Genomic DNA, 20,845 nt, shown 5'->3' with positions numbered 1-20,845 from the left:
GTGCGTGGGCGGGCGCGTGCGCGCGTCAGCGACGGTCGCGGTCGCGGTCGCGACGGGGGCGGAAGAGGATGCCGGCGACCCAGTTGATCAGCGCGATGACGATGGCCGCCAGCACCGCGAGCCAGAAGCCGCCGATGCGCAGGCCCCAGTCCCATCCCGAGGTGACCCACCCGGTGAGCCACAGCAGGAATCCGTTGATGACGAACGAGATCAGGCCGAGGGTCAGGATGTACAGCGGGAACGCGAGCACCTTCAGCACGGTGCCGACGATCGCGTTGACGAGTCCGAAGATGAGGGCGATCAGCAGCAGCGTGAGGACGAGCTGCAGGTCGCCGCCCGGCGGGAACGCCACGACCGACACCTCCAGCGCCGGGATCAGCGTCACGATCCACACCGCGAAGGCGTTGACGATCAGTCGGATGATGAGGCTCATAGTGCCGTCAGTCTCCCACGGGGCGTCCGGTCCGTCATCCGGTCGAGGCGGCGGCAATCCGTAGACTCGCATCGTGACCGACCTGCCCGTCCGCATCCGACCCGAGATCGCGGCGCTGCCCGCATACCGCCAGGGCCGTCAGGCCTCCGCCGACGCCTTCAAGCTGTCGAGCAACGAGAACCCGTTCGACCCGCTGCCCGGCGTCGTCGAGGCCGTGCGCGCGGCGACGACCTTCAACCGATACCCCGACGCATCGGCGGGCCGGTTGCGCGCGCGGCTCGCGGATCGCTATGCGGTCGCGCCCGATGGCGTGCACGTGGCCGCGGGTTCGGTGTCGATCCTCTACCAGCTCGCCTCGGCGACGAGCGGCCCGGGCGACGAGATCATGTTCGCCTGGCGATCGTTCGAGGCCTATCCCGGGCTCGCCGCCGTCGCGGGCGCGACCGCCGTCTCGGTGCCGCTGAGCGCCGATGCGGGGCACGACCTCGACGCGATGGCGGATGCCGTCACCGACCGCACGCGGATGATCATCGTCTGCAGCCCGAACAACCCCACCGGACCCGTCGTGAGCCAGGCGGCGTTCGACGCGTTCGTGGCGCGGGTGCGCTCCGATGTCCTCATCGTCCTCGATGAGGCCTACGCCGAGTTCGTGACCGACCCGGATGCCGTGACGGGCGCCGCCGTGCTCGCCGCGGGGCATGCCAACGTCGTGGTCCTGCGGACGTTCTCGAAGGCCTACGGACTCGCCGGGCTGCGCGTCGGGTACGCCATCGGCGACCACCGCATCCTGGATGCGGCCCGCAGCACCGGCATCCCGCTCTCGGTCACGGCCCAGGCCGAGGAAGCCGCGCTCGCGAGCCTCGACGCCGAGGACGAGCTGCTCGAACGGGTACGCCACATCGCCGTGCGACGCGATGCGCTCGCCGACCGGTTGCGCGAGGCCGGGTGGGACATCCCGGTCGCGCAGGGCAACTTCGTGTGGCTGCCCGCGGGCGAACGGGCTCTCGAGATCGCCGAGGCGTTCGACGCGGCGGGCCTGATCGTGCGGGCGTTCGCCGGTGACGGCGTGCGCATCTCGGTCGGCGAGGAGGAGTCGATCGAACGGATCGTCGCGGCCGCGGCATCCGTCGTCGGCTGACCGGCGCCGGCGCGCGTCGAGCTTCGCGCGTGCCGCGATGCAATGCTTCGGGCTCGACACGCCGGTTAGGATGCCGTCCGCCCGGGGTGTCGGCCACGATCCCTTGCATCGCGGGTCGCGGGTCGCGGGTCGCGGGTCGCTAGCGCGTGGTGCGGTCTCCGCGCCGCAGGGCGCTGAGATAGCGCGTTCGAACGATGCCCTGCACGACGCGGACCGCCGGATATGCGAGCCGCCAGAACCACGTGGGGGCGGGCCGCGAGAGTGATCGCAGCGTGAAGAGCACGTCGTCGCCGCGCCGGGTGATGAGGAACGTCTCCTCTCCCTCGAGCGGATGGCCCGGCAGCGCGAGGTAGACGTATCCCACCTGGTCGGGCTCGTCGACGAAAGCGACGACCTCGACCGGCTCGCGCAGCGTCAGGGGGCCGCGGCCGATCTCGAGCCAGTGCCGCCCGCCGACGATGGCCGGCACGTCGGGAACCACCCGGAATCCGCTGCGGGTCTTGACGCGCCACGCCAGGAGGTCGGCCCGGGCCTGCCGCCACGCGGCATCCCCCGATCCCACGCGCACGGTCCTCTCGAATCGGCGGAAGCCTCGCGGGTCGGCATTCCACTCATCGCGGTGCGGCAGGCTCATGCGACCAGCATCCCACCCGCCCCGCCCGCGGGCGCGTGCGCGGGTGCAAGGGATCAGTCGCGACACCCCGGGATGGATGCCGTCGGCCCGGGGTGTCGGTCACGATTCCTTGCATCGCGGCACGGCGGTGCATCGCGGCACGGCGGTGCATCGCGGCACGGCGGCCGACGGAACCGCCCGCGCTCGCCGCCGCCGATCCTCGACCTGCCGGCATGGCAGTACGTGCCCATATCCCGGGGTTGCGGGGGCGTGAAGTGCCAGGTCACGGCTGGGCCTTGCAGCTCTCGCCTGAGGCCTGGCAGGACACGCCCCTGTCCGAGTGTCGGAGCGTCCGTCAGGCGGGGGTGAAGCCGAGCTTGTCGGCGCCGCGGGCGATCCAGGGATGCCGCGAGAACGCGTCCCACACGAGGGTCGAGCCGAGGGCTGCGGCACCCAGCAGCGCCGTCGCGCCCTTGTTGAGTCCGTAGCGCGGCTCGGCGTACCAGGGCTCATCGCCCTCGAGGTTGACCCCGTCGGTCGCGCCCCACTCGTTCCATGCGCCGGGGTGCTCGTCGCGCAGCACGCGCAGCGCGGGAGCCACCTCCGCGGGAGCGAGCGGCAGCGCCCCGAAGAGCGACACGGGCGGCACGGTGCCGTCGGCATGCGGCTCGCGCAGCGCCGGGCGCGCGCCGTTGACGACGTACCCGCCGGGCCCGAGTCCGGCCGCCGGGCCCCACAGTCCGCCCGCGAACGTCTTCCACCGTCCGGCCTGGTCGGCGCACCATGCGCGCGAGGCGAGCGATGCCTCGCGCGCATTCGCCCACCAGTCGCGCCCGTCGAGATCGCGCACCCGCTGGAACGGGTAGAACGCGAGCGGGAAGTGGTACGTGAAGAGAGTCCCCGCCGGTTCGTGCACGCACTCGTGTCCGCCGTACGACCCCACCGGCTTGTCGAACCCCCGCCACAGGTCACGCGCGAGCGCGGTCGACACCTCGTCGTGCCCCGCCGCGAGCAGATACATCGGCAGCTGTTCGGCGGTCATCGACCACGCGCTGACGAAACCGGCCGCATCGGCGCCGTCGGCGTAGTCGTCCTCGCGGTCGGCGACCCACGCCATCCGGACGACGGTCCTCTCGCCCGAGTCGTCGATGATCCACGGCCAGTCGATGCGGCGCAGCAGGCGCTCGGTGCGCTCGCCGATCTCTTGCCCCGCATCGCCGTCGCCCGCGAAGAAGGATGCCGCGACCGCGGCTCCGCACAGGGCGAGCGTCGTGTCGATCGTGGAGTACTCCGATCGCCCTTGCCGCTCGGCGGTGGCAGCGTCCACGAAATGCGCGAGGAACCCGCCGCGTTGCGGCACCGACTCCTCGAGCGTGCGCAGGGTCGCCGCGACCCGGTCGCGCACCTCGCGGCGGTCGAGGATGCCCCGCTCGACGCCGACGCACCACGCCGCGAGGGCGAAACCGGTCGCCGCGACCGTCGCGACGCCCGGCAGGTCGTCGCGGTCGAGCACGAGCCCGCAGCCCGGACTCTCGAGGTCGGCGGTCGCGTGCGCCCACAGCCAGCGGATCGACGCATCGACCTCCCGCGCGGTCAGCTCCCGGATGTCGTCCGGCAGCACGCTCTCCGGCAGCACGCTCTCCGGCAGCACGCTCTCCGGCAGCACGCTCTCCGGCAGCACACTCTCCGGCAGCACACTCTCCGTCAGGTCGGTCTCGGGAAGCTCGGTGTCGGTCACGCGGCGGTCCTTCTCTCGAACGGGTTGGGGATGGCATCGAGCAGTTGTCGGGTGTACTCGGCCTGCGGGTCGTCGATGACGCGGTCGGCGGGACCCGACTCGATGAGCTCGCCGCCTCGCAGCACGAGCGCGTGGTTGGCGAGGCTCTTCGCCGACAGCAGGTCGTGGGTGATGTACAGCATCCCGACGCCGTGATCGGCGACGAGCGACTGCAGCACCTCGAGGATCTCGGCGCGGATCGACACGTCGAGACTCGCGATCGGCTCATCCGCGACGACGAGCCGGGGCTCGGCAGCGAGGGCACGGGCGATGACGACCCGCTGGCGCTGGCCGCCGGAGAGCTCGTGCGGCAGCCGTCCGAGATATCGTCCCGCCGGCGTGAGCCCGACCTGCTCGAGCAGGCTGGCCGAGCGCTCGACGGCTTCGCGGCGCCCGACGTGCAGGAAGTTCGCGAGGGGCCGCGACAGCGAGTACCCGACGGTCAGCGTGGGGTTGAGGGCGGCATATGGATCCTGGAACACGTACTGCACGTTGCGGCGGTACTCGCGGGCGAGCCGGCCGTGCAGGGCCGTGATGTCGTGGGGCTCGCCGTCGCGCTGGCCGTAGTAGCGCACAGAACCCGAGGTCGGATCGTCGATGCGGGTCAGGATGCGGGCGATCGTCGACTTGCCCGATCCCGACTGGCCGACGAGCGCCGTCACCTCGCCCTCGCGGAGCGTGAACGAGACGTCCTTCACGGCATCCACATGCTCGGTCCGCAGCCCCTGCCGCTTCGAGAACCGGCGGTGCAGGTTCTCGACCTCGATGACGGGCGCGTGCTCGACCGGCGCTTCCTGCGACACCTCGACGGGCGCTTCGAGCTCGGCTCCGGTGTAGCCGGCGACCTCTTCGCCGAGCAGTTCGGCGTACGACCCGACGAGATGGACGGAGTACGGATGCCGCGGGCCCGTGGTCACGGCATCCTGCGCACTCATGTCCTCGACGATCTCGCCCTCGTACATGACCGCGACGCGGTCGGCGAAGTCGAGGAGCGTGCCCATGTCGTGGGTGATGAGGATCGCGCCGAACCGCTCGCGCTCCTGCAGCTCGCGGATCTTGTCGAGGATCGACTTCTGCACGACGACATCGAGTCCCGTCGTGGGCTCGTCGAAGAGCACGAGTTTCGGCTTCAGTGCGAGGGCGAGCGCCAGGTTCACGCGCTGCTTCATTCCGCCCGACAGCTCGTGCGGGTACATGTCGAGGAACCGCGCGTCGACGCTCACGAGGTCGAAGAGCTCCTCCGCGCGTTCGCGCGCCGCCGCCGTGCCCGCCCCGGTGTGCTCGGCGAGGATGTCCTCGAACATCTTGCGCACGCGGACGACCGGGTTGAGCGAGTTCATGCTCGACTGGAACACCGTCGACACGTACGACCAGCGCAGGGGGCGCAGCTCGTCGTCATCGAGAGCCGTGACGTCGCGGTCGCCCCAGCGGATTGAGCCGCCCGTGATGTGCCCGGGGCTCCGCAGCAGCCGCAGCACGGCTTGGGCGAACGTCGTCTTGCCCGAGCCCGACTCGCCCGCGAGCCCGACGAACTCACCGGGTGCGACGCGCAGCGACACGCGCTTGACCGCATCGACCGTGGCGCCGAGCTTGGGCCGGTACTGCACGGACAGGTCGGAGACCTCGAGCACGGGCGCCGCGCTCGGATCGGATGCCGGGCTCATGACTTCTCCTCTTCGCGAAGGTGGGGATTGCTGAGCATGTCGACGCCGAAGTTCACGAACGTCAGCGACGTCATGAGCAGCGCCAGCATGATTCCGGGCGCGACCAGCCAGACCCACAGTCCCTGCACGAGCGCGCCGTTCGCGTTGGCCTGGGCGAGCATCTGGCCCCAGCTGACGGTGTTCGGGTCGCCGAAGCCCATGAACGACAGGCCGGCCTCGGCGGCGATCGCGGCGGTCGCGGCGCCGATGAACCCCGAGACAATCAGCGACGACATGTTGGGCATGATCTCCCGGAAGACGATGCGCAGCATCCCGTCGCCGCCGAACCGAGCGGCGGTGACGTAGTCGCGGTTGCGCATCGAGATGATGAGCGACCGCATCTCGCGCGATGCGCCGGCCCAGCTGGTGATGGCGATGACGAAGACGAGCAGGCCGAGGCCGCGCGTCTCGCTGTAGGCGACGATCACCATCATGAGCGGCAGCACCGGGATCACGAGGGCCAGGTTGGTGAGGAACGACAGGATGTCGTCGAGCAGGCCGCCCTCGCGGTATCCGGCGAGCAGCCCCACGACGATCGCGATGACGATCGTGGCGAGTCCGCCGAGCACGCCGATCGCGAACGAGAGGCGGGTGCCGTGCACGAGCTGCGTCCAGATGTCGTAGCCGAGCGTGTTCGTGCCCATCCAGTGGGCCCAGCTCGGGTCCTGCGACGGCGTGAAGGTCGCATCGTTCGGACGGTACGGCGACAGCAGATCGGCGAACACCGCGACGAGCAGGAACACCGCGAGCATCACGATGCCCACGCGCGCCTTCCGGCTCGACCAGATGACGGCGTACCACCGGGCGGGGCGGACGACCGCCACGACCTCCTTCGTCGACGCGTCCTCGTCGGTCACACGCCGGCGGAAGGTCCGGACGGGCTCGGTCCGCGTCGGTTCGGTGCGCGCCGGTTGCGGCATCGAGGCCGGCTGCGGGAGAGGGGTCTCATCGGACATCGTTCGTCACCTGCCTTTCACGCCTTGGCCCGGCGGGCCCGGGGATCGATGAGGGGGTAGAGCAGGTCGACGATGAAGTTCGCCGTCAGCACGATGACGATCGTCGCCAGCAGGATCGCCTGCATGAGGGGGAAGTCGCGGTTCGAGGTCGCTTCGCCCATGAGCCGGCCCATGCCGGGGTAGTCGAAGACGGTCTCGATGAGGATCGAGCCGCCCATGAGCACGCCGAGCGACAGGGCGAACCCGGTGATGACGGGCAGCAGCGCGTTTCGCGCGGCGTAACCCAGGGCGAGCGTGCGCTCTTTGAGCCCTGCGGCCGCGGCCAAGCGGATGTAGTCCTCGCCGAGCACCTGCACCATCGTGTTCCGCATCGACAGGATGAAGCCGATCGGCGCCGTCACCATGAGCGTCAGCGCGGGGAGGAACCCGTGCGAGATCACGTCGGCGACGTGGATCGGGGTGAGTCCCGGGGTCGTGTATCCGTAGCCGCCGGATGCCGGGAACCAGCCGAGCGTGTAGGCGAAGACGAACAGGATGATGAGGCCGATCCACACCGACTGCAGGTTGCCGACGAAGGTCGAGCCGACCGAGATCGTCGCGTCGAAACGGCTGTTGCGCCGCCACGCGGCGATCGCCCCGAGCAGCGTGCCGAGGACGAACGACAGGATCTGCGTGATTCCCACCAGGACGAGCGTCCACGGCAGCGCCTTGCCGATGACCTCGGCCACGGGGTACGGGAAGTAGGTGAACGACGTGCCGAGGTCGAAGGAGGCCAGCTGGCGCAGGTAGTCGACGTAGGCGACGAACACGTTGTCGTTCGAGTACCCGAGCATCGCCTTCACGGCAGCGACCTGCGCCGGATCGATCTCCCCCTGGCCGTTGAGCTGGCGGACCATGATCTCGGCCGGATCGCCGGGCTGCAGCCGCGGGATGATGAAGTTCAGCGTGATCGCCGCCCAGAGGGTCAGCAGGAAATAGCCGGTCTTGCGGGCGTAGTAGGCCATCGTTCAGCCCTCCTCGCCGGCGTCCGCCTCGCCGGCATCCGACTCGCCCGGCGGGCGCAGGTTCGGCAGCACGCGGATGAGCTGGTCGACCGGATACGGGTTGTCTTCGCTCGGCCACCCGACGGCGTTGTTCGTGCGGTAGATCAGCCGGTTCGGGGCGTACTGCAGCGCGATGTAGGGGAACTCGGTCATGAAGATGTCGATGATCCGGGCCTCGATCTCGGCGGTGCGGCTCTCGTCGGTGGTGGTGGTCCACTCGGCGATGAGGGCGTCGATCTCGGGATTGACGTAGCGGGCCCGGTTGAGGAGCAGCTCCTGCTCGGTCGAGATCTGCGAGGCCTGCAGCTTCGCCCCGAGGTCGCGCGCCCGCTGGCATCCGCCGCTGATGAAGTCGATCGTCATGTCGAAGTCGCCGGCCTTCTGCATCCCCTCGATCGCGTTGGGATCGGTCGTGACCATGCGTACCGAGACGCCGACGTCGGCGGCGTTGCGGGCGACGACGTCCGCCATCGCGATGACGTCCATCCAGCCGGCCTGCACGCTGAAGACGAACGACAGCGGCTCGCCGTTCTGGTCGACGCGGCGCCCGTCGGGACCGCGCTCGTAGCCGGCGGCATCGAGCATCTCGTTCGCGCGCTCGGGGTCGTAGGGGATGAACTCCTTGCCGCGCCACTGCTCGGGAACCGCCTGCTCCTGGAAGGGCAGGAGCAGCATCGTCTGGCTCGCCGGCTCCATGATCCCGAAGCTCGCCCGCTGGCTCAGCGCCTCGCGGTCGAGGGCATAGGCGAAGGCCTCGCGGAACTTCGGATCGCTCAGCACCGGGCGCTCGTTGTTGAGCACGAGAGCGGTGATGGCGTCGGGCGGATAGAAGAAGTGGGCGTTCTCGGGATCGGGGGCGACGACCGAGCGGTTGGGGTTCGGGATGTCGCCGCGGTAGAGGTCGAGCGCGCCGCTGCGCAGCTTCAGTGCGCCGGAGTTCGCGTCGTACTGGCCCTCGAGCGAGAGGCGCTGGACGCGCACCTGGTCGGCGTTCCAGTAGTTCTCGTTGCGCTCGAGCACGAGGCGGCGCCCGTTGTAGGACTCGGGGGTGAAGGGTCCGGTGCCCACCCCCTGCTCGTCGACGAAGAGCGTCGGGTCGCCGTGCTCGGCGTAGATGTGCTGCGGGAGGATCTTGGTGTTCTGCAGGATCGCGTCGGTCTTCGGCACCGCGGGTCCGGCGAACTCGAACACGACGGTGTGGTCGTCGGCCGTCGTGACGCTCTCGGCGGGCGCGCCGAAGAAGTCGCCCCACAGGCCCGACTTGTCGGCGGCGGGGAACTCCTTGCCGGCCATGAAGGTGTACACGACGTCGTCTGCCGTGAACGGCTCGCCGTCGCTCCACTGCACGCCCTCGCGCAGGGTGAGCACGAGACGGTCTGGTCGTTCCCACTCGTAGTCGGTGGCGAGCCACGGCACGGCCTCGCACGTGAACCGGTCGCGGATCATGAGCGGTTCGAAGAGCCACGTCTGAACGGTCGCGTTGGGCGAGAGCCAGTTGTAGTTGAGCAGCCCCTGGACCGAGCCGCCGGCCTCCGACGGCATCCGCAGTTCGTCGATGAACCCGGGCGGTGCCTCGGGGGCGGGCTCGAGGCCCACGTTCGCGCACGCGGACGTCGCGAGCAGAGCGGTCAGGGCGAGCGCTCCCGCCGCCAGTGTTCTGCGTCTTCTCATCGGAACCTCCTCGTTCCTCTGCGAGACCGGTCGCTCGTCGACCGGTCGTGTTCTCAGCCGGGCATCCCCTCCGGCGCCGTGTCCGGCGGGCAGCCGCACGACTCCCGGATGACCAGGCGGGTCTCCAGGACGGTGTGGGGGCGGATGTCGTCGCCGAGGGCTCCCGCGGCGGCGCGAGCGCCGAGCTCGGCGATCGGCTGATGCACCGTCGTCAGGCGCGGGGAGGCGATGCCGGCGAGGGCCTGGTCGTCGAATCCCGTGACCGCCACATCCGCGGGGATGCGGTGCCCGAGCCCCGGCAGCGTCGCGAGCATGCCGATCGCGAGCTCGTCGTTCGCGCAGACGAGTGCGTCGGGCAGATCGGCGGCGTCGTGCAGCATCCGGGCGGCGACGGCGCCGCTGCGCACGTCGAGGCCGAGGCGTACGGGCTCGCCCGCTTCGGCGAGTCCGCGCTGATCGAGGGCGTCGCGGAAGCCCTGGTAGCGCCACGCGGTGTCGGGCGACCCCGAGGGCTCGCCGACGAAGCGCATGCGGCGGTAGCCGTGCACGTCGGCGAGATGACCGGTGAGCTCGGCGGCGGCGGCACGCCCGTCGGTCACGACGGTCGCGGCCTCATCGGCCTCTCCGGCGACGACGATCACGCGGCCGGAGCGTGCGAGCGCGGCGACCTCGTCGGACGGCAGGGTGCCGCCGGCGATGATGAGGCCGTCGGTGCGCTCGGCGAGCTGGCGGACGGCGCCCACGGCGTCGGGCCGCAGGTGCGTCCCGACGACGTTGATGACGACGCCGCGCTCGACCGCCACCGACTCGGCCCCCTCGATGAGCTGCGCGAAGTACGGGCCGCCGAGTCCGGGCAGCACGATGCCGAGGGTGTTCGTGCGCTGATACGAGAGGGCGCGGCCGAGGGCCGAGGGGCGATAGCCCAACCGGTCGATCGCGTCCTGGACGCGTCGCTTGGTGTCGGCCACGACGCGCGGATCGTCGTGCGTGACACGTGAGACGGTCGCGACCGAGACCCCGGCCTCGCGAGCGATGTCACGGATGGTCGGACGGGTGGCGGGGGAGTCGGATGCCACGGGGGCCCACCTCACTTCGTCGTGTCGGGGTCGGGGTCGGGGTCGGTTTCTGCTCGGGAATCCGAGGATGTAACCGGATACATCGGGTACTCTAACCACGTGTAACCGGTTACATCAAGCCTGGCGTCGAGGATGTCGTCGGGGGATGCTGCGAAGGAGCCGCCCATGACCGTCGTTTCCCTGGCCGACCGCCTCGACCGCATCGTGCTGTATCAGGCGTATCCGCAGAGCTTCGCCGACGCCGACGGCGACGGCATGGGCGACCTCGACGGCGTCGCGGCCCGACTGGACTACCTCGCCTGGCTCGGTGTCGACGCCCTGTGGCTCAACCCCGTGTTCGTCTCGCCGTTCCGCGACGCGGGGTACGACGTCGCCGACTTCGACCGAGTGGCCGACCGCTACGGCGGCGACGCGGCGATGGACCGGCTGCTCGCGGAAGCGGAGCGGCGCGGCATCGGCATCGTGCTCGACCTCGTGGCCGGTCACACCTCGGACGAGCATGCCTGGTTCGACGAGGCGCTGTCGGCGAGCGACGAGGGCGACCCGGCCGGCGACCGTTACGTCTTCAGCCCCGTCTCCGCCGAGGGGTTCGTTCCGGTGCCGAGAGGCGGCCGCGGGTTCTACAAGCCGAACTTCTTCGACTTCCAGCCCGCGCTGAACTTCGGCTACGCGCGTCCGCACCCGGACGAGCCGTGGCGTCAGGCCGTCGACGCGCCCGGGCCGTTGCGCAACCGGGACGCCCTCGTCGACATCATCCGCCGGTGGTACGACCGCGGGGTCGCGGGTTTCCGGGTCGACATGGCCGCGTCGCTCGTGAAGGACGACCCCGGGAACGTCGAGACCGCGAAGCTCTGGCGCGACGTGCACCGGCGCCTCGACCGGACGCACCCGGGCCGCATCCTGATCTCTGAGTGGGGCGATCCGGCACGAGCCGTGCCCGCCGGATTCGACGTCGACTTCTTCCTGCAGTTCGGCGGCGAGTTCGACGGGATGCCGCTGAAGTCGCTGTTCGAGAACGGCTCGGGCACCGTGCACGAGGCGTGGCCCGCGCGCGACGCATGGGCCGACGCCGCGGGCCGGGGCGATGCCGCGGACTTCGTCGACGCCTGGACCGAAGCCCGCGACGCCATCGAGGCCGCCGGCAGCCGCGGGATCGTCGGGCTGCCGACGGCGAACCACGACTTCACGCGTCTGGTCAGCGGTGGCCGCGACGCCGCGCAGGCCCGCGCTGCGCTCCTCCTGGTGCTGACCTGGCCGGCGATGCCCTCGATCTACTACGGCGACGAGATCGGGATGCGCTATCTGCCGGGCGTCGGGCCCCTCGAGGGGTCGTCACTCGGCCCGACTTACGAGCGGGCGGGATCGCGCACGCCGATGGCGTGGGGCGCGATGGAGGTGCTCGGGCAGCGGGCCCACGAGTCGCGGTACCTGCCGGGGGACACCGCCCTGGACGCCCCGACGGTCGCGCGGCAGCTGGAGGATCCGGCATCCCTCCTGCGCTTCGTGCGGGAGGCCATCGCGCTGCGCCGCACCGACCCGCGGCTGTCGGCGCGGGCCGAGGTGCTGGTCGAGGCGACCGGCTACCCGTTCGTCTATCGGCGGGGCGGCTCGCTTCTCGTCGTGCTCAACCCCGCGGGGCGACCGTGCGACGTGGCGCTCGGGGGTCGCGGCATCCTTGTTCTGTCGTCCGGAGCGCGCCTCGACGGCGAGACCCTGCGGCTCGAGGCCTTCGGCGCCGCCGTGGTCGACCTCGCCCGCTGAGCGGCCCCCGCCCGGATCTGCCGTGCGCGGATGCAAGGGATCGGCGCCGACACCCCGTGATGGATGCCGTCGCGGCGGGGTGTCGGCCAGGAACCCTTGCATCGCGGCACGGGCGCAGCCGGACGCGGCGCACGCCGCATCGGTGCGCGGTGCGCGGCGCGCTGATCAGCGGGAGACGGAGGCCACCAGGTGCTCGGCCCGGCGGGTGAGGAGACGGCGCAGATAGGGCACGAGCACCAGGCGTTCGGCGAGCCGGCCGAGGACGGGCGAGGCGAGGGTCACGCGATCGGTCATGATCGTCGTGCCCTCGCGCTCGACGAAGACATGCTCGTGCCGAAAGAGGCGGAACGGCCCGGTGGTCTGCTCGTCGACGAAGCGGTGGGGGCGTTCGAGCGCGGTGATCCGCGACGTCATCCGGAACGGGATGCCGAAGTGCCAGGCGCGCCACGTCACCGTCTCGTTGAGGCCGATCAGGCCGCTCGTCACACCACCGATCGCGCGCTCGCCGGTGCCGCGCATCGAGGCGACGTGCGCCCCGATGTCACGCGAGGCGTCGAACAGTGCGTCGGCCGGCACCGTAGCGCGGGTCACGATCTCGAACGACGACGTCATCCGCCGATCCTCTCACCGCCCCTTCACCCGTCGGCCCGCGGCATCCCGCATCCCCGCCCGCGGCATCCCGGCCCTTCCGTTCGACGAACCGCGATGCAAGGCGTCTGTCACGACACCCCGGTGCGGATGCCGCCCGGCCGGGGTGCCGGCCACGATCCCTTGCATCCGGGCCCCGGACACGCCCCCACCCCGCCCCGCCCGACCCCGCCCCGTTCGGCTTGTGCTGCGTCCACCGCGAATCGCGGCATCCGTTGTCGACCGCATGCAGATGGGGCCATACCAGGGGCGTTAGCGTGGGAGGGTGACCGACGCAGAACTCGATCCCGCTCTCGTCCGCGTCCTCGCGGCCGACGGCTCACTCGACCCGTCGCCCGAAGCCGAACGCTATCTGCCGGTGATCGAGGCGCTCTCCGACGCCGAGCTCGAGACGTTCTACCGCGACATGGTGACGGTCCGGGCCTTCGACCGCCAGGCGACGAACCTGCAGCGTCAGGGCCAGCTCGCCCTGTGGCCGCCGTCCTTCGGACAGGAGGCCGCGCAGGTCGGCTCCGCGCGAGCGACCCGGCCCCAGGACCACCTCTTCCCGTCGTACCGCGAGCACGTCGTGTGCACGATCCGCGGCGTCGACCCGATCGACATCATCCGGCTCATGCGCGGCCTCACCCACGGCGGGTGGGACCCGACCGACCCGCGCAACGGCAACACCCACATCTACACGCTCGTGCTCGGTTCGCAGACGCTGCACGCCTCCGGCTACGGCATGGGCATGGTCTTCGACGGCCGCACCGGCACGGGCGATCCCGAGCGCGACGAGGCGGTCATCGTCTACTACGGCGACGGCGCGTCGAGCCAGGGCGACGTGCACGAGGCGATGGTCTTCGCCACGAGCTACAACACCCCGCAGGTCTTCTTCCTGCAGAACAACCACTGGGCGATCTCGGTGCCCGTCTCGACGCAGTCCAAGGTCCCGCTCGTGCGGCGCGGCGCCGGATACGGGATGCCGTCGATCCGCGTCGACGGCAACGATGTGCTCGCCAGCTACGCGGTCACCAAGCTCGCCCTCGACGAAGCCCGCTCCGGCGAGGGTCCCCGTGCCATCGAGGCACTGACCTACCGCATGGGCGCGCACACGACGAGCGACGACCCGACGAAGTACCGCACGAGCGACGAAGAGGCCTTCTGGGCGCAGCGCGACCCGATCGCACGCATGCGCGCCTATCTCGAGGGTCGCGGGGCCGCCGCGTCCTTCTTCGACGACGTGGATGCCGCGGCCGCGGCCTACGCCGACGACGTCCGGGTCCGCACGAACCAGCTCACCGCCCCCGAGCCCGACAGCATGTTCGCGCACGTCTACAGCGAGCAGCATCCGCTCGTCGATCGGCAGCGGAAGTGGCTCGCCGACTACGAGGCATCCTTCGAGGAGGGACGCGCATGAGCATCGAGACGCTGCCGTTCAGCAAGGCGCTCAACGCGGGCATGCGCGCCGCGATGCAGCAGGACGACCACGTCCTCATGATGGGCGAGGACATCGGCCGCCTCGGCGGCGTGTTCCGCGTCACCGAGGGGCTGCAGGCCGAGTTCGGCGACCGCCGGGTGCTCGATACGCCCCTCGCCGAGTCGGGCATCGTCGGCACCGCGATCGGACTCGCGATGGCCGGCTTCCGCCCGGTGTGCGAGATCCAGTTCGACGGGTTCGTCTTCCCCGCCTTCGACCAGATCACGACGCAGCTCGCGAAGCTCACGAACCGGCACGAGGGCCGGATGTCGTTCCCCGTCGTCATCCGCATCCCCTACGGCGGGCACATCGGCGCCGTCGAGCACCACCAGGAGAGCCCCGAGGCGTACTTCACGCACACCCCCGGCCTGCGGGTCGTGTCGCCGTCGACACCCAACGACGCCTACTGGATGATCCAGGACGCGATCGCCTCGAAGGACCCGATCGTGTTCCTCGAGCCCAAGTCGCGCTACTGGTCCAAGGGCGAGGTCGACCTGGCCGCGCGCGCGCTGCCGCTGCACGCCTCGCGCGTGGTCCGCCGCGGCACCGACGTGACGCTCGTCGGTCACGGCGCCATGGTGACGGTGCTGCTGCAGGCCGCCGCGCTCGCCGAGAGCGAGGGCGTGTCGTGCGAGGTCGTCGACCTGCGGTCGCTCTCGCCCGTCGACTACGGTCCGATCGTCGAGTCGGTGCGCCGCACCGGGCGCATGGTCTACGGCCAGGAGGCCCCCGGCTTCACGTCGCTGGGCTCCGAGATCGCCGCGACGGTGACCGAGCAGGCGTTCTTCTCGCTCGAGGCTCCCGTGCTGCGGGTGTCAGGCTTCGACGTCCCGTTCCCCGCGGCGAAGCTCGAGGGCTCGTACCTGCCCGACGCCGACCGCATCCTCGAGGCCGTCGATCGCGCCCTCGCCTACTGACCATCCGACGCGCCTGCGAGAGGATTCCCTCATGAGCACCCAGACCTTCCACCTGCCGGACGTCGGCGAAGGCCTCACCGAGGCCGAGATCGTGCAGTGGCGCGTCGCCGCGGGCGACGAGGTCGCGGTCAACGACGTCCTCGTCGAGATCGAGACCGCGAAGTCGCTCGTCGAGCTGCCGTCGCCGTTCTCGGGAACCGTCGGCGAGCTGCTCGTCGACGAGGGGACGACCGTCGAGGTCGGGGCCGCGATCATCACGATCGCGGGTGCCGCCGCGGAAGCGGATGCCGCGAGCAGCCCGGCCGTCCCCGCCGACAAGCCCGCTGCCGGTGACGCGCCGGAGGAGAACGGCTCGGTCCTCGTCGGATACGGCGGAGCCGGACAGGTGCAGTCGCGCCGGCGCAAGCCCGCCGAGCCGCCCGTTCGCGCGGCCGTGGGGGTCGTGGCGAAGCCGCCGATCCGCAAGCTCGCGCGCGACCTCGGCGTCGACCTCGCCTCGGTCACGCCGACGGGGGCCGCGGGAGAGGTGACACGCGAGGATGTCGTGAACCACGCGTCGCAGGCATCCGTCTTCCGGAACCTGCAGACGCCCGCCCGACCCGAGGTGCGCGAGCAGACGATCCCCGTGCCGCCGGCCGTCGTGTCGGCCGGGCCCGCGGACGACCGCGAGGAGACGATCCCCGTCAAGGGCGTCCGCAAGGTCACGGCCAAGCACATGGTCGACTCCGCGCACACCGCTCCGCACGTGTCGGTGTGGACCGACGTCGACGCCACCCGCACGATGGAGCTCGTCAAGCGGATGAAGGCCTCGCCCGACTTCGCCGACATCAAGGTCTCGCCGCTGCTGATCATGGCGCGCGCGGTCGTGTGGGCGGTGCGACGGACGCCGATGGTGAACGCGGCGTGGGTCGAGACCGAGAACGGCGCCGAGATCCGGGTGCGCCACTACGTCAACCTCGGCATCGCGGCCGCGACGCCGCGCGGCCTGCTCGTGCCGAACATCAAGGACGCGCAGGACCTCAACATGCGGGGTCTCGCCCGTGCCCTCGAGAAGCTGACGCTCACTGCCCGCGAGGGCAAGACCGCGCCCGCCGAGCAGCAGGGCGGCACGATCACGATCACGAACATCGGCGTGTTCGGCATGGATGCCGGTACCCCGATCATCAACCCCGGCGAGTCGGGCATCGTCGCGATGGGCACGATCCGGCAGAAGCCGTGGGTCGTCGACGGCGAGGTGCGTCCTCGCTTCGTGACGACCGTGTCGGGCTCGTTCGACCACCGCGTCGTGGACGGCGACGGCATGAGCCGGTTCATCGCCGACGTGGCATCCGTCCTGGAGGAGCCCGCGCTGCTGCTCGACTGAGCTGATCGCTCTCGAGAACGCACCGTCGCCGTGAGGTCGTACCGTGCGTGGTGCGTTCTCGCCGCGACGGTATGTTCTCGGCAGCGGGACTAGCCGGCGACCAGGTGCTCGATGAGGATCTGGGTGCCGATGCCGATGAGCACGATGCCGCCGATGATCTCGGCGGGCTTGCGCCAGCGCGTGCCGATGCGGTGGCCGATCAGCACGGCGACGAACGACAGCGCGAACGTGACGAGGCCGATCGAGACGACCGCGATCCACAGCGGCACATCGAGGAAGGCGAACGACAGCCCGACGGCGAGGGCGTCGATGCTCGTCGCGAGAGCGAGCAGGACGATCTCGCGGGCCGACAGGCCGGATGCCGCGTCCGCGTCGTCATCGTCGGGACGGAACGCCTCCCACAGCATCTTCGCGCCGATCGCGGCGAGCAGGCCGAAAGCGATCCAGTGGTCGAACGGGGCGATCGCCTCCGCGAAGGTGCTGCCGAGCAGCCAGCCGATCAGCGGCATGATGGCCTGCGCGAGGCCGAAGGCTCCCGCGATGAGGAGGGCGCCGCGCACGACGTGGGCGCGCAGCTGCAGGCCCTTTCCGAGGGCCACGGCGAACGCATCTGCGGAGACGCCGACGGCCAGGATGAAGAGCGCCCAGGGCGACATGGCTCCTCCTCGAAGCGGGGATGACGGGATGGCGGGCGATCGTCCCGGGCACCGTCGAACGGAGATCGGCCGCTCTCGAGCTTGCCAGTCGCCGGCAGTCGAGAATGACGAAAAGCCCTGATTGACAGCATTTCGGGCGAGCGAATCCTTCGGGCCGCCGAAATCGTGGGCGCGCTTTTCCCGCGGTCAGATCACCCGGTCGTTGCCTCCGTCGACGCTCAGGTGCGCGCCGGTCGTCGCCGGCAGCCGCTCGCAGAAGACGGCGACGGCCTCGGCCACCCTGGCGCTCGTGACCTCGACGCGCAGGAGGTTCCGCGTGCGGTACTCCTCGACGGTCAGCCCGTAGCTTGCGGCGCGTTCCGCGAGCAGCTCGGGCGTCCAGATCGCCGTGTCGAAGACCGCATCGGGCTCGACCTGGTTCACCCGGATGCCGTCGGCGGCCCACTCGAGCGCAGCGACCCGGGCGAGCTGTGCCGCCGCCGTCTTGCTCGCCGAATACGAGGCGACGCCCGGCCCCGGGGCGGCGACGTTCTTCGTCGACACGAGCACGACCCGCCCGCCGCGAGGAGCCAGCGCGAGGTGAGGATGGGCCGACCGCATGAGGCGCAGCGGTGCGGTGGCGTTGACGCGCAGGGCGCGCTCCCACGTCGCGTCGTCGATGTCGGCGATGGCCTCGCTGGGCGGGAAGATCCCCGCGGCGACGACGAGCATGTCGACACCGCCGTAGGTGCGGACCGCCTCGTCGAGGACGCGCTCGATGACCGCCGGGTCGGCGACGTCTCCGACGACACCGCGCCAGGCGTCACCCGAGAATGCGTGCGGCACGCTCGGGTCGAGGTCGACCCCGACGACGGCGGCGCCGTCGAGCAGTCGCTCGGCGGTGGCCCGGCCGATGCCCGAGGCGGCGCCCGTGACGATGGCGACCTCGCCCGCGAGCGGTGCACGTCGGCGGCCCGCGAGCTTGGCCTGCTCGAGCGACCAGTACTCGATGTCGAAGCTCTGCGCCTCATCGAGCGATCGGTAGCCGCCCATCGCGTCGGCGGCTTCGATGACGGCGATCGTGTGCTCCGCGATATCGGCCGCGATCCCGGTATCGCGCACGGTGTCGCCCGCCGTCAGCATCCCGAGCTCCGGGTCGAGCACGACCCGGGGAGCGGGGTCGAGGGGAGTCACCGGCCCGTCCTGGCGCTGACGGTTGCGCTCGACGTAGGCCCGGTAGGCGTTCGCGTAGGCGGCGACATCGCGCCCGACGAGCGGATGACGCTTGGTGTAGATGACGTGCTCGGGGGTCGCGGTTCCGCGGGTCGTGGCTGCCTCGAGGTCGGGGCGCGCAGCGAACGCGGCGGCACGCTGCGATCGGCTCTGCCGCAGCAGCATGGGCCGGCCGGCGGCCCGTGCGACGTCGGCACGCAGGCCCGCGATGGTCGTGAGGGCGCCTCGAAGCGGGATGCCGCCCTCGCCGGCATCCGGTTGCTCGGCATCCGCCCGGCCGGGAGCGACGATCCCCGAGAGCTCGACCGCCCGGGCGACGAGCTCACGGTGGCGGGCGAGCACCGCGTCGGGGTCGTCGCCGAAGGTGAACAGGCCGTGGTTGCGCAGGACGAGCGCATCCGCGTCGCCCAGGTCGGTGTCGGCCACGAGGCGCGCCAGCGGGAACCCGGGCATGACGTACGGCAGCACGGCGACCCGCGGGCCGAGCGCCGCGGCGATCTCGTCGTCGGGCACGTCGCGATCGGTCACGGCGACGATCGCGTCGGAGTGGGAGTGGAGCGCGACGCGGCCGGGGAGGTGCGCGTGCAGCAACGCCTCGATCGAGGCTGTCGGAGCCGATGCGTCGAGGGAGGCCTGGCGCAGCTCGTTCACCATCGTCGGGTCGTCGAGGTGCGGCAGGCGCAGCAGGCGCTCGAGCCGGTCGCGACGCAGCGGCGCGAATCCCGCGGGCTCGATCGTGGCGAGATCCCACCCGCTGCCCTTGACGAGGACGAGGTCGACGGGCTCGCCCGTGACGTCCTCGCCCCGCGCGGTGATCGACGTGTTCCCGCCGCCGTGGAGGACGAAGGAGGGATCGCCGCCGAGTGCGCGACTGACGCGCACGATGTCGTCGAGCGCAGCCGACGCCTCCGTTGACGGGGTCATGCGTAGGCCTCCCAGACGCTCGTCATCGACGAGACGACGCGGTCGAAGCGGGCGGCCTGCTGCTGGTACGCCGTGCGGCAGATGCCCGGTTGCACGACGAGCGCGGGGTCGGGCTCGACGCCCCACGGGGTCATGTCGACGCCGACACCGCGCGCCGCGAGCGAGGCGACGCCCCGGGCGCCCAGCTCGGTGCCGAGCTGCCGGCGCATCGCGTGTCCGATGACGTCGGCGAACATCTGCGCCCACTGCGGGTTCTTCGCCCCGCCGCCGGCGAGGGTCCACGGGGCGTCGGTGACGACAGCGCCCGTCGCGACGACCTTCTCGATCTGCACGCGGTGGTACTGCGTGATGCCCTCGGCGACCGCGCGGGCGACGTGCGGGTAGCCGTGGCTGCCCTTGATCCCGACGAACGTTCCGGAGGCGCCGAGGTGCTCGGGTGCGCCGTGGATGAACGGCAGGAAGAGCAGCCCGTCGGCCAGCGGGGGTGCGCCGTGCGCGGCCTCGAGCAGATCGCGCGGCGTCAGCGGAAGAGTGGCGCGCGCGCCGAGCAGTCCCGACGCCCACTCGATGCTCGCCGCGGACGTCGGTGCGACCTCCATGGCCAGCATGAGGCGCGGATCGGGGAGCAGCGCGTTGATCGTGACGCGCGGGGGAACGGCATCCGTCGGCACGACGACGGCGTTGATCGCCCACGTGCCCACGATCACCGTGACGTCGCCGAGGTCGGTGGAGCCTGCCCCGAGCGGGCTCGCGACGCAGTCCATGCACCCGGCGACGACGGGCGTGCCTTCGGCCAGGCCGGAGCGTGCGGCGGCGTCGGCGCTGATCGTCCCGACGACCTCGTCGCTCGCGTGCAGCGGCGGCAGGATGCGCTGGAGGTCGCGCGGCAGACCGAGCATGTCGAAGACCTCGGGCTCGTACTCCCGCTCGCGAAGGTTGACCAGGCCGCACCCCGACGAGTCCGACGTGTCGGCGCTCGCGACGCCGGTGAGGCACGCGGTGATCCAGTCTTTGCAGGTCAGCGCCCAGCGGGCCCGGTCGAGCGATTCCGGTTCGTTGTCGAGCAGCCACCGCAGCAGCACGCCCGGCTGCGCTGCCCACGGGAGCGATCCGGTGAGCAGCCGCATGCGCTCGACCGCCGCGGGGTCGAGCGCGGCGACGACGTGCTCGGCCCGGCTGTCGGTCGAGGCGATGGCGGGCCGCACCGGCCGCAGCTGCTCGTCGACGAGGTACAGGCCGTTGCCGTGACCCGTCGCGCCGACGGCCGAGACGGTCCATCCGTCGGCCGCGAGCCACGCGGTCAGGTCGCGCAGGACGTCGGCCACGACGTCCCACAGCGTGTCCATCGCGATCTCCTGCCGCTCGCGCGAGACCGCGACGCGGGGGTTCGGCGCCGAGACCGTGCGGATCTCCCGCCCGGCGTCGTCGAACGCCGCTGCTTTGGCAGACGTGAGGCCCACGTCGATGCCGATGACGCAGATCTTCATCGATCCTC

The 20,845-nt window shown here is 71.2% G+C and carries 18 protein-coding genes; 6 read left to right on the top strand and 12 right to left on the bottom strand.

Annotated elements, in window-relative coordinates; all coding sequences use genetic code 11:
- Window positions 1-25: 25 nt before the first annotated feature.
- Window positions 26-433, bottom strand: a complete 408-nt coding sequence (locus tag CI089_RS06255) for a phage holin family protein (RefSeq protein ID WP_023953629.1) — start codon at window positions 431-433, stop codon at window positions 26-28.
- A 73-nt stretch (window positions 434-506) separates the two neighbouring features.
- On the opposite strand from CI089_RS06255, the gene CI089_RS06250 reads away from it, so the two are divergent.
- Window positions 507-1,571, top strand: coding sequence for a histidinol-phosphate transaminase (locus CI089_RS06250; protein ID WP_094260714.1), 1,065 nt, complete (start codon window positions 507-509; stop codon window positions 1,569-1,571).
- Between the two features lie 139 nt (window positions 1,572-1,710).
- Here the strand turns inward: CI089_RS06250 and CI089_RS06245 are convergent, their stop codons facing one another.
- Window positions 1,711-2,205, bottom strand: a complete 495-nt coding sequence (locus CI089_RS06245) for a DUF1990 family protein (RefSeq protein ID WP_094260713.1) — start codon at window positions 2,203-2,205, stop codon at window positions 1,711-1,713.
- A gap of 334 nt (window positions 2,206-2,539) precedes the next feature.
- The gene (locus tag CI089_RS16750) at window positions 2,540-3,226 is read right to left on the bottom strand and encodes a glucoamylase family protein (protein ID WP_373441591.1); all 687 of its coding nucleotides are present in this window, start codon (window positions 3,224-3,226) and stop codon (window positions 2,540-2,542) included.
- 106 nt (window positions 3,227-3,332) lie between these two features.
- Here CI089_RS16750 and CI089_RS16745 point away from each other — a divergent pair, with 106 nt between their 5' ends.
- On the top strand, window positions 3,333-4,001 hold the full coding sequence (locus tag CI089_RS16745; protein ID WP_373441590.1) for a pentapeptide repeat-containing protein: 669 nt from the start codon (window positions 3,333-3,335) through the stop codon (window positions 3,999-4,001).
- On the opposite strand, the gene CI089_RS06235 is transcribed toward CI089_RS16745, so the two are convergent.
- Genes CI089_RS06235 through CI089_RS06215 form a run of 5 tightly spaced genes read right to left on the bottom strand, consistent with a single transcriptional unit; the run spans window position 3,919 to window position 10,410 of the window.
- The gene (locus tag CI089_RS06235; RefSeq protein WP_094260711.1) at window positions 3,919-5,625 is read right to left on the bottom strand and encodes an ABC transporter ATP-binding protein; all 1,707 of its coding nucleotides are present in this window, start codon (window positions 5,623-5,625) and stop codon (window positions 3,919-3,921) included. The genes CI089_RS16745 and CI089_RS06235 overlap by 83 nt on opposite strands.
- The gene (locus CI089_RS06230) at window positions 5,622-6,620 is read right to left on the bottom strand and encodes an ABC transporter permease (RefSeq protein ID WP_237049138.1); all 999 of its coding nucleotides are present in this window, start codon (window positions 6,618-6,620) and stop codon (window positions 5,622-5,624) included. The genes CI089_RS06235 and CI089_RS06230 overlap by 4 nt, the downstream gene beginning before the upstream one ends.
- 17 nt (window positions 6,621-6,637) lie before the next feature.
- Window positions 6,638-7,624 (bottom strand): ABC transporter permease, encoded by a 987-nt coding sequence (locus CI089_RS06225; RefSeq protein ID WP_094260710.1) that lies wholly within the window; start codon window positions 7,622-7,624, stop codon window positions 6,638-6,640.
- A 3-nt stretch (window positions 7,625-7,627) separates the two neighbouring features.
- Complete coding sequence (locus CI089_RS06220; RefSeq protein WP_143738926.1) at window positions 7,628-9,334, bottom strand: ABC transporter substrate-binding protein; 1,707 nt, start codon at window positions 9,332-9,334, stop codon at window positions 7,628-7,630.
- 53 nt (window positions 9,335-9,387) lie between these two features.
- Entirely contained in the window at window positions 9,388-10,410 is a 1,023-nt protein-coding gene (locus CI089_RS06215) for a LacI family DNA-binding transcriptional regulator (RefSeq protein ID WP_179223246.1), read from the bottom strand.
- Between the two features lie 165 nt (window positions 10,411-10,575).
- Between CI089_RS06215 and CI089_RS06210 the strand changes: the two genes are divergently transcribed.
- Window positions 10,576-12,171: an alpha-amylase family glycosyl hydrolase gene (locus CI089_RS06210; protein WP_094260707.1), complete on the top strand. Its 1,596-nt coding sequence runs from the start codon at window positions 10,576-10,578 to the stop codon at window positions 12,169-12,171.
- Between the two features lie 165 nt (window positions 12,172-12,336).
- On the opposite strand, the gene CI089_RS06205 is transcribed toward CI089_RS06210, so the two are convergent.
- The gene (locus CI089_RS06205; protein ID WP_094260706.1) at window positions 12,337-12,783 is read right to left on the bottom strand and encodes an SRPBCC family protein; all 447 of its coding nucleotides are present in this window, start codon (window positions 12,781-12,783) and stop codon (window positions 12,337-12,339) included.
- 301 nt (window positions 12,784-13,084) lie between these two features.
- Between CI089_RS06205 and CI089_RS06200 the strand changes: the two genes are divergently transcribed.
- From CI089_RS06200 to CI089_RS06190, 3 genes are read left to right on the top strand one after another with little or no spacing between them, the layout of a single operon-like run.
- Entirely contained in the window at window positions 13,085-14,218 is a 1,134-nt protein-coding gene (locus CI089_RS06200; protein WP_094260705.1) for a thiamine pyrophosphate-dependent dehydrogenase E1 component subunit alpha, read from the top strand.
- Complete coding sequence (locus tag CI089_RS06195) at window positions 14,215-15,195, top strand: alpha-ketoacid dehydrogenase subunit beta (protein ID WP_094260704.1); 981 nt, start codon at window positions 14,215-14,217, stop codon at window positions 15,193-15,195. Before CI089_RS06200 ends, CI089_RS06195 begins: the two co-directional genes overlap by 4 nt.
- A 31-nt stretch (window positions 15,196-15,226) precedes the next feature.
- Entirely contained in the window at window positions 15,227-16,558 is a 1,332-nt protein-coding gene (locus tag CI089_RS06190) for a dihydrolipoamide acetyltransferase family protein (RefSeq protein WP_094260703.1), read from the top strand.
- Window positions 16,559-16,647: 89 nt separating this feature from the next.
- On the opposite strand, the gene CI089_RS06185 is transcribed toward CI089_RS06190, so the two are convergent.
- From CI089_RS06185 to CI089_RS06175, 3 genes are all read right to left on the bottom strand, one after another.
- Window positions 16,648-17,214, bottom strand: a complete 567-nt coding sequence (locus tag CI089_RS06185) for a manganese efflux pump MntP (RefSeq protein ID WP_094260702.1) — start codon at window positions 17,212-17,214, stop codon at window positions 16,648-16,650.
- A 186-nt stretch (window positions 17,215-17,400) separates the two neighbouring features.
- Complete coding sequence (locus CI089_RS06180; protein WP_094260701.1) at window positions 17,401-19,350, bottom strand: SDR family NAD(P)-dependent oxidoreductase; 1,950 nt, start codon at window positions 19,348-19,350, stop codon at window positions 17,401-17,403.
- Window positions 19,347-20,837 carry an FGGY-family carbohydrate kinase gene (locus CI089_RS06175; RefSeq protein ID WP_094260700.1) on the bottom strand — a complete coding sequence of 497 codons (1,491 nt, stop codon included), beginning with the start codon at window positions 20,835-20,837 and terminating at the stop codon, window positions 19,347-19,349. Before CI089_RS06175 ends, CI089_RS06180 begins: the two co-directional genes overlap by 4 nt.
- Between the last annotated feature and the right edge of the window lie 8 nt (window positions 20,838-20,845).

Source organism: Microbacterium sp. Yaish 1 (genome assembly GCF_002245215.1).
GTDB lineage: Bacteria > Actinomycetota > Actinomycetes > Actinomycetales > Microbacteriaceae > Microbacterium.
This window is presented reverse-complemented; position numbering and strand designations above follow the sequence as displayed.

Coding starts and splice junctions, on each gene's coding strand:
- CI089_RS06225 (WP_094260710.1), bottom strand. CDS start 7,624: ATGGCCTACTACGCCCGCAAGACCGGCTATTTCCTGCTGACCCTCTGG.
- CI089_RS06220 (WP_143738926.1), bottom strand. CDS start 9,334: ATGAGAAGACGCAGAACACTGGCGGCGGGAGCGCTCGCCCTGACCGCT.
- CI089_RS06195 (WP_094260704.1), top strand. CDS start 14,215: ATGAGCATCGAGACGCTGCCGTTCAGCAAGGCGCTCAACGCGGGCATG.
- CI089_RS16750 (WP_373441591.1), bottom strand. CDS start 3,226: ATGACCGCCGAACAGCTGCCGATGTATCTGCTCGCGGCGGGGCACGAC.
- CI089_RS06185 (WP_094260702.1), bottom strand. CDS start 17,214: ATGTCGCCCTGGGCGCTCTTCATCCTGGCCGTCGGCGTCTCCGCAGAT.
- CI089_RS06180 (WP_094260701.1), bottom strand. CDS start 19,350: ATGACCCCGTCAACGGAGGCGTCGGCTGCGCTCGACGACATCGTGCGC.
- CI089_RS06235 (WP_094260711.1), bottom strand. CDS start 5,625: ATGAGCCCGGCATCCGATCCGAGCGCGGCGCCCGTGCTCGAGGTCTCC.
- CI089_RS16745 (WP_373441590.1), top strand. CDS start 3,333: ATGATCCACGGCCAGTCGATGCGGCGCAGCAGGCGCTCGGTGCGCTCG.
- CI089_RS06255 (WP_023953629.1), bottom strand. CDS start 433: ATGAGCCTCATCATCCGACTGATCGTCAACGCCTTCGCGGTGTGGATC.
- CI089_RS06190 (WP_094260703.1), top strand. CDS start 15,227: ATGAGCACCCAGACCTTCCACCTGCCGGACGTCGGCGAAGGCCTCACC.
- CI089_RS06175 (WP_094260700.1), bottom strand. CDS start 20,837: ATGAAGATCTGCGTCATCGGCATCGACGTGGGCCTCACGTCTGCCAAA.
- CI089_RS06230 (WP_237049138.1), bottom strand. CDS start 6,620: ATGTCCGATGAGACCCCTCTCCCGCAGCCGGCCTCGATGCCGCAACCG.
- CI089_RS06245 (WP_094260713.1), bottom strand. CDS start 2,205: ATGAGCCTGCCGCACCGCGATGAGTGGAATGCCGACCCGCGAGGCTTC.
- CI089_RS06210 (WP_094260707.1), top strand. CDS start 10,576: ATGACCGTCGTTTCCCTGGCCGACCGCCTCGACCGCATCGTGCTGTAT.
- CI089_RS06205 (WP_094260706.1), bottom strand. CDS start 12,783: ATGACGTCGTCGTTCGAGATCGTGACCCGCGCTACGGTGCCGGCCGAC.